Source organism: bacterium (assembly GCA_040753085.1).
GTDB lineage: Bacteria > UBA9089 > JASEGY01 > JASEGY01 > JASEGY01 > JASEGY01.
This window is the reverse complement of record JBFMHI010000074.1, coordinates 1-8,003: the sequence shown is the minus strand read 5'-3', so window position 1 is coordinate 8,003 and position 8,003 is coordinate 1. Positions and strand designations below refer to the sequence as shown.

Sequence of the window (8,003 nt, the reverse complement as noted above, 5' to 3'; positions counted from 1 at the left end):
TCCTCTAACTGCCTCCAAAGAGGTGCTCGATGCTCGATGCTCGATACTCGATGCTCGATAGGTAGAAGTTTCTCCTCTAACTGCCTCCAAAGAGGTGCTCGATGCTCGATGCTCGATGCTCGATGCTCGATAGGTAGAAGTTTCTCCTCTAACTGCCTCCAAAGAGGAATCGTGGCTTTAGCCCCTTCGATATCAAAAAGCCATATAATAACTACCCATAACAAGAGGGCTTGACACTTCCCAATTCTTAAAACAGTAGACAGTAAGAAGTAGCAGAAATTTCCTCGCTCATGGTGAATTAGGGGAAAAACCTTCATGCCGGCTTTGTTCATCGTTTGGGCTGCTCACGGATTAATCGCGAATCGCGGATCGCGAATCGCAAATTGCAAATTAAAATAGGTAAGCGTTCAGCCACTAAGGCACAACCTCACCTCGATCCTCGATGCTCGATCCTGGATACTGGATCCTTTACCAGCATCGAGGATCGAGCATCCAGCATCGAGCATCCAGCATCGAGCATCGAGCATCGAGCATCGAGCATCGAGCATCATATGATGAATGGTTACAAAAATAGATCCGCGATTCGCAATTCGCGATCCGCGATCACTACTGTCCATTGTTAAAGATTACCAGATAATAAAAAAGGGTTGGGGTGGTAAAGATGAGACTGTCAAAACTGTCCAATATCCCTCCGTGTCCAATAAGCCAGGAGGAAGAATCCTTTACCCCGGCATCTCGCTTGAAGAGAGATTCGATTAAATCGCCTAATTGAGCCAGGCCGCCCATAACAAATCCCAAAATGAGGGCATGCCAGAGAGGCATAGCTGGGATAAAGAATATCTTGCCTATGACCGCCGTAAAAATTGCCGCCACTTCACCCCCCAGGCAACCTTCTACTGTCTTATTAGGACTTATTACCGGCGTTATCCGGGAACTACCCCATTTGCTGCCTACGGTATAGGCAAAGACATCACTTAACCAGGCAACCAGAAAAAGAAAGTAAAGATATTTGTCTCCCTCAGGTAAACGACGCAGAAGGATAAGATAAGTAAGCGGCAGACTAACATAAAACACTCCCATAAGGGTAATAGCAATCGCACTCATTGAGCCGGAAATCTCTTGTCTTAATAATCCTGCCAGGCTAATAAAAAAGATGAGTCCTATCAGGACGAAACTAACCCGGGTCGGCAGCCCAGTTTCAGGTAAGATATTTCCTCCGTAGGCGCTTAAGCTCAATATCAAGCAAGCGGCTACACCAACTATAGTCATAGGTGAAAGCCGGCGTTTGACCGCCAGATTATGGCAAAATTCCAGGCTTCCAAGAATGATAATACCTGAAATCACCAGGAAAAAAGGGAAGGTCTGCTTGAGGTTGATAAGATAGATAAGAGGAACTAGGAAAGAGATGGCAATTATGATTCGATAATAGAGCATATTATAATTACAGAGCACCGAACACGGATAGGAGATATCTGTTATCTGTATTCTGTTATCTGTGTTCTGTTATCTGACTTACTAATCCCGCCGAATCTTCTGTCTCGCTTTTGATAATCGGCAATAGCTTCCAGTAAATGAATTCGGCTAAAGTCAGGCCAGTAAGCCGGCGTAACCCAGATTTCAGTATAGGCGATCTGCCAGAGGAGGAAATTACTTATCCTCATCTCACCTGAGGTCCGAATAAGGAGGTCAGGTTCAGGCAAAGAGGCCGTATAAAGATGAGCGGAGATAAGTTCTTCGTTAATACTATCCGGCTGGATATTACCTTGCCTTAACTCAGTAAGTAGACGGCGGAAGGCATCTACTAATTCTGTTCGGCCGCTGTAGTTCAAGGCGATATTGAGCCTTAAGCCCTGCCCATCTCTGGTCTCCTCTTCAGCCTCGGCCAGGGCAGTCCGGATATCGGGGGCCATTTCCAAAAGGCGTCCCATAAAGGTCAGCCTAACACCCTGGGCTTTTAATTCAGCCACTTCCCTTTTCAGATACTCTTTTAAAAGAGACATCAGGGCAGATACCTCTCTCCTGGGACGAGTCCAATTTTCCGTGGAAAAGGCGTAGAGGGTTAAAACCTCAATATTCAACTCCCCGCATAATCTTACTACCCTCCTGACGCTCTCCATGCCGGCCCGGTGGCCGGCTATCCTGGGAAGATACCTCTGCTTTGCCCAGCGGCCATTACCATCCATAATGATAGCTATATGCCGGGGCATTTTTTCCGGAACCAGACTTTTAAGGAGTTTCTCCTCCTCTGGTTGGGTAGCCATAGGTAATCCTTCAACGTATCTGCTTACCGATTACTGAATCCCTGAATAGTTAACCTTCAACGTAACTATTCAGCCACAGATTTACACGGATGGAACACTGATTTTTTTTAGGTAACCGTTCAGCCACAGATGCACACAGATGAAACACGGAAAATCCGTGAACCGTGTCCGTGATTCGTGTCTGTAAGGCAACCACAGTTGGGCAACCACAAGGGGTTGCCCCTACTCTCGCCTCTGTCTTCTGTCCTCTGCTATCCGCTATTTATCCGTGTTAATCCGTGTCAATCAGTGGCTGAATAGTTACCCTTCAACTAAAATATATGGCCGCCTGAAAGGCGACCATTTCTCACCACGGGGCGATTTCTAAATACAGGCTAAAATTCCAATATCTCCTTCTCCTTAGCGGCCAGCAGCTTATCTATCTGGGAAATAGCTTCATCAGTTATCTCTTGTATCTTATCCCTAGCCCGTTCCAGGTCATCTTCCGTAATCTCCTTCTTATCCTCCATTTTTTTCAAGAGGTCATTAGTATCCCGCCGGATGTTCCGAAGAGCTACCCGTCCATCCTCGGCTTTCCTTTTAACTACTTTGTCCAGTTCTTTTCTTCGTTCCTCGGTTAGGGCAGGGATCGATAGCCTGATGACATTACCGTCATTAGAAGGGTTAAGGCCTAAAGAAGATTTCAAGATGGCCTTGTCAATAGCCGGGAGGGAGGATTTATCCCAGGGCTGGATAAGGATGAGTCTTGGTTCGGGGACGGAAATGGTCGCCAACTGATTTATGGGTAATTGACTCCCATAGTATTCGGCACTAATATGGTCAAGGATAGCCGGTGAGGCCCGGCCTGTTCTAATTCCAGCCATTTCCTCCCTGGTGGCTTCAATGGTCTTATTCATCCTCTTTTGAATCTCTCTATACACATCATTTAACAAGGCTCAACACCCCCCTACATAGCAATTATTAATTGATAATTGTTAATTATTTGGAGAATTTCTCATTTGGGTTTACTTAGCTACTCAACGTGGGCATCAGCCGCGCTGAGCCGCAGGCGAAGCGTCGGCTACATGCCGTGTTTTGGGCGAGCTACTGGGCAAAGCGATTCATATAGAAAAGCTGTCTCAAGAGGGTATGGCATCAGTACATCGAATTAGCCATCAAACTCCTCTGTGCCTTCTTGAAGTCAGATTCTCACTCGCTTATTCTCCCCTCGCTCCGCTCGGGAAGAACAAGGCAATGGAACGGATGCCCTTCGGGCACCGCTCATCGCCGCATTAGCCGCCAGTTTTGAGGCTTGTCCTTGTTTTGCACCTCGGGTTGTTCTGGAACAATGACATTAAAGCCCTCATCTTTGACGAGTTGACTCATCATCGTATCAGAACAAACAAATTGAGTATCTTGTTCACAATAGGTTGTCAAAAAAGCAAATTGCAGACTATCCAGGGTCTTTAAGCCATGCTGTTCACCAAAACGACGGAGTAAATTATCTGCTTCCTCAATGACCAATGAAGAAAACTTGAGCACATCATAGCGTTGCTCCAGGTCTTCCTGAAATTTCGTTATGAGCGCATAAAGTGTGTCTATCGTAATTGCCTGCTCACGGTATTTCCGCAATACGGTGGCTATGAATTCGATACGGCTTAACTCAGAAATAGCAATTGGCTCATCACCCTTATAGATAACAAGTACTTTGTCCGTTACGGCTTCACGATGGTAAATCTGCACTAATGCTGAGGTATCGAAATAATAGTTCATATCCGTTCCATTCGATCTTCTTTCACCGCCTCAGACCAACATTCGTGTGAAGAATTGGTCATGGTTAAAATATCGTCAATCGTCATTCGGACTTTTTGGGGTCGTGAAATTTGCTTAAGATGTTGAATGAGCTGTATTTGCTCATACAATAACCATAATTCATCACTTTTCATCGTTGTCATCGCGTGATAAATCTTTTCTTTGAGTTTCATGAATAGCCTCCCTTATTTTACAGATAAATTACCTGATGTTTTTTTATCTATTTGTCGAGTATCCTTGGGTCATAAATATCAAAAACAACATTAATTCCGTCAGCAACAATTTCTTCAACCTTCTGGCGAACAAGCGACTGGTGGCTATAATGTTATCTCCTCCAAAATCACAAATGCCTAACTTAGTTTTGAGTAATTACATTATTTGTAATCAGTGTCCCAATATTTTCACCCATAATTACTCTTTTGATATTATGAGGCCGATTGAGGTTGAAGACAATAATAGGTAAATTATTATCCATACAAAGGGAGATAGCCGTGGCATCCATTACTTTCAGGCCCTTATTTAAGACCTCAATATAAGATAATTCATGAAAGAACTCTGCCTCAGGGTCTTTCATAGGGTCGGCGCTATAAACTCCGTCAACCTTAGTCGCTTTAAGAATTACCTCCGCGCTGATCTCGGCTGCTCTTAGGGCTGCTCCCGTATCAGTAGAGAAGAAGGGGTTCCCTGTTCCGGCGGCAAAGATAACCACTCTCCCCTTTTCCATATGTCTGATAGCCCTTCGCCGGATGTAGGGTTCAGCCACCTTTGACATTTCTATGGCCGATTGCACCCTGGTGAAAACCCCTTCAGCCTCCAGGGTATTTTGAAGGGCCAGGGCGTTGATCACTGTACCCAGCATCCCCATATAATCTGCACTGGAGCGCTCTATTCCCTGGGCTGCCCCTTCTATTCCCCGGTAGATATTACCCCCGCCGATGGAAATAGCGATCTCTATGCCCAGTTCACGTATCTCCTTAATTTCCCTGGCGATATTGATAAGTATTTCACGCTGGATGCCATAGTCTAAAGAGCCTTGAAGGGCTTCTCCTGACAGCTTCAGCAAGACTCGTCTAAATCGAGGTCGTCCCATCTATTCTCTTTCTCCCATTTCAAAACGGGCAAATCGAGCCACCGTAATATTTTCCCTTATCATAGCTATTTTGGAAGCAATAAGTTCCGAAACAGTAATATCAGGGTCTCTTATATAAGGTTGTTCCAAGAGACAGACCTCTTTAAAATACTTCTCCATTCGTCCCTTAGCGATTTTATCCCAAACTTGTTCAGGCTTTCCAGAAGCCCTGGCCTGCTCACGATAGATTTCCTCCTCTGCCCTCAATTCCTCAACCGGGATGTCTTCCCGTTTGATATAGCGCGGCTTAGAGGCGGCTATCTGCATGGCTATATTATTCCCTAACTCCTTGAATTCAGGTGTTCGAGCCACAAAGTCGGTTTCGCAATTTATTTCCAGAAGAACCCCCAGTTTGTCATTAAGGTGGATATAGGAGATAATCAAGCCTTCGCTGGTTGTCCGGCCGCTTTTACGCTTGGCCGCGGCCAGACCCTGGGTGCGAAGGATCTTGATGGCCACTTCCTTATCCCCTTTAGCCTCAGTCAGAGCCTGCTTGCACTCCATCATCGGCGCCCCGGTTATCTCCCTTAATTCCTTTACCTGTGATGCCGTAATACTCATAACATCCTCCCCTTAAATTAATTAATAATTATTAATTTATTCTTCCATACTCCTTTTTTCCTCCAACATAGCCTTTTCTTCGGCTACCTGTTCTTTCTTAGCCTGAAGCTCGGCCGCTATTTGCTGCCCCTCGATGACGGCATTAGCAATACAGGATGAGAACAATTTTACGGCCCGAATAGCATCATCATTGCCCGGTATACAATAATCGGCCTGATCAGGATCACAATTAGTATCAATAACGGCCACAATAGGTATCCCCAATTTTTTAGCCTCACTCACGGCGATTTTCTCTTTCCTGGTGTCTACTATATACAGGGCTTGAGGGAGTTCGTTCATCCTCTTAATGCCGCCTAAGAGTCTATTAAGCTTGTCTTTCTTTTCCCTGAGTTTTATCACTTCTTTCTTGGGTAAGGCATCAAACCGACCATCAGTTTCAGCCTCCTCCAGCTCTTGCAGGTATTTAATGCGAGTTTTTATGGTCTGGTAATTTGTCAGGGTTCCACCTAACCAACGTTTATTCACATAGAACATTCCACATCGTTCTGCCTCTTCTACCATCACACTTTGGGCCTGTTTTTTAGTCCCGACAAAGAGAATAGTTCCCCCTTCCGCCGCTACGTCTTTGACAAAATTATAGGCCTTTTTCAATCCCTTGACTGCCTTCTGTAAGTCAATGATATGAATATCATTGCGTTCAGCAAAGATATAAGGGGCCATTTTAGGATTCCATCTCTGCGTCTGATGTCCAAAATGCACCCCGGCTTCAAGAAGCTGTTTGATAGTAACTACGGCCATTTAACTCCTCCTTAATTTTGGTTTTTTCCTCCCCCCCTTTCTTTTCCTTATCCTTTCCGTTCTCACAGAAGCCAGAGGTCAGGCACCAAGGATAAAGATCAAGGGAGGTGTGTTTTTTTACACCTCTGCAAATATAACACAAGTTTGAATTTTTAGCAAGGAAAATTTTGGCCTCGGGGCAAAGTGCTGATGGGAAATAAACCTCCTTTTGGCTCTAAAGGTGTAAACCGATCTCTGCCCTTTCAAGCAGGGATTGGCCACGATGCCCATAATTGTAATAGGCGGCACAAGTTCCTTCTGAAGAGACCATACAGAGGCCAATTGGATTCTCGGGGGTGCATCTTTGTCTGAAAAGCAGGCAATCAAGGGGGGGCGATATTCCTCGAAGTATCTGACCGCAGATACAGCCGGATTTTTTTTGACTGACCTTGAGGGGAGGAAGCTCAAAGTGCAAGGAGGCGTCAAAGTTACTATACTCCTTTTTTATCCTTAAGCCAGAATCAGGAATTAAACCTATTCCACGCCACTCTGAATCTGCCACCTCAAACACCTCATAAAGTCTGGAGATGGCTCGCTGGTTCCCCTCTGGTTTTACGCACCTTCGGTATTGAATCTCCACCAAACTCTTTCCCTCCCTGATCTGCTTTAATAACATATATATGGATTGAAGGATATCCAATGGTTCAAAACCCGCGATAACACAGGGAACCCCAAACTTTAGCGGAATGAATTCATAGGGAAGGGAGCCTATAATAGTGCTCACATGACCCGGACAGATAAAGCCATCGATCCTGGCTTCTCCGGCTTCAAGTAAGGCTTGCATCGCCGGGGGGATCAATTTATGGCAGGAGTAGACCCAGAAATTATCAATTCCCTCCTGTCTGGCCAGATGTATGGTCGAGGCGATACTGGGAGAGGTGGTTTCAAACCCCGCCCCTAAAAATATCACCTTCTTTGAGGGGGCATTTTGGGCTATTCCCAGGGCATCCAGAATGGAATAAACAACTCGAATATCAGCGCCCTCTGCCCGCTGTTTTTCAAGAGAGCCTGTGGTTCCTGGCACCTTTATCATGTCGCCAAAGGTGGCCAGAACAACATCCTGCCGGGTGGAAAGAAAAATGGCCGCATCTATATCCCGGTCAGGGGTTACACAGACCGGACAACCCGGACCGGAAAGGAGCCTGAGTGAGTCCGGAAGAAGTCTCTTTATCCCGTGTTTAAAAATGGCCACCGTATGGGTGCCGCAGACCTCCATCAGACAAATCTCTTTATCTGTTAGGGCTTCGATGGCCTTGATCAGACCCTGGGCCAGTTTTTGATCCTGAAATTCATCTAAGTATCTCATAGGACGGCCTCTAATTTACCCCAAAGGACATAAGGGACCTAAAGGACCTAAAGGACCTAAAGGACACCAAGGACACGAAGGACACCAAGGACACGAAGGACACCAAGGACACGAAGGA

General features: G+C 45.7%; 10 protein-coding genes. 1 reads left to right on the top strand and 9 read right to left on the bottom strand.

The features are described 5' to 3' along the window. Nucleotides 1-234, top strand: a 234-nt coding sequence (locus AB1797_08730; GenBank protein ID MEW5767693.1) for a hypothetical protein, incomplete at its 5' end; no start/stop codon positions are given. 372 nt (nucleotides 235-606) lie between these two features. Here the strand turns inward: AB1797_08730 and AB1797_08725 are convergent. The 9 genes from AB1797_08725 to hypD form a co-directional block, all read right to left on the bottom strand. Beyond that, nucleotides 607-1,434 carry a phosphatidate cytidylyltransferase gene (locus tag AB1797_08725; protein MEW5767692.1) on the bottom strand — a complete coding sequence of 276 codons (828 nt, stop codon included), beginning with the start codon at nucleotides 1,432-1,434 and terminating at the stop codon, nucleotides 607-609. A 41-nt stretch (nucleotides 1,435-1,475) separates the two neighbouring features. Further along, the gene (locus tag AB1797_08720; protein MEW5767691.1) at nucleotides 1,476-2,261 is read right to left on the bottom strand and encodes an isoprenyl transferase; all 786 of its coding nucleotides are present in this window, start codon (nucleotides 2,259-2,261) and stop codon (nucleotides 1,476-1,478) included. A gap of 374 nt (nucleotides 2,262-2,635) precedes the next feature. Next, on the bottom strand, nucleotides 2,636-3,193 hold the full coding sequence (gene frr / locus AB1797_08715) for a ribosome recycling factor (GenBank protein ID MEW5767690.1): 558 nt from the start codon (nucleotides 3,191-3,193) through the stop codon (nucleotides 2,636-2,638). A 328-nt stretch (nucleotides 3,194-3,521) separates the two neighbouring features. Beyond that, complete coding sequence (locus AB1797_08710) at nucleotides 3,522-4,013, bottom strand: type II toxin-antitoxin system VapC family toxin (GenBank protein ID MEW5767689.1); 492 nt, start codon at nucleotides 4,011-4,013, stop codon at nucleotides 3,522-3,524. Continuing rightward, nucleotides 4,010-4,225 (bottom strand): hypothetical protein, encoded by a 216-nt coding sequence (locus tag AB1797_08705; GenBank protein MEW5767688.1) that lies wholly within the window; start codon nucleotides 4,223-4,225, stop codon nucleotides 4,010-4,012. The genes AB1797_08710 and AB1797_08705 overlap by 4 nt, the downstream gene beginning before the upstream one ends. A 182-nt stretch (nucleotides 4,226-4,407) precedes the next feature. Further along, nucleotides 4,408-5,142, bottom strand: coding sequence for a UMP kinase (gene pyrH / locus AB1797_08700; GenBank protein ID MEW5767687.1), 735 nt, complete (start codon nucleotides 5,140-5,142; stop codon nucleotides 4,408-4,410). Further along, on the bottom strand, nucleotides 5,143-5,742 hold the full coding sequence (tsf, locus tag AB1797_08695) for a translation elongation factor Ts (GenBank protein MEW5767686.1): 600 nt from the start codon (nucleotides 5,740-5,742) through the stop codon (nucleotides 5,143-5,145). Nucleotides 5,743-5,778: 36 nt separating this feature from the next. Continuing rightward, entirely contained in the window at nucleotides 5,779-6,540 is a 762-nt protein-coding gene (gene rpsB, locus AB1797_08690; protein ID MEW5767685.1) for a 30S ribosomal protein S2, read from the bottom strand. 214 nt (nucleotides 6,541-6,754) lie between these two features. Beyond that, a complete protein-coding gene (hypD, locus tag AB1797_08685) occupies nucleotides 6,755-7,885 on the bottom strand; it encodes a hydrogenase formation protein HypD (GenBank protein MEW5767684.1) in 1,131 nt (376 codons plus the stop codon). Nucleotides 7,886-8,003: the final 118 nt, after the last annotated feature.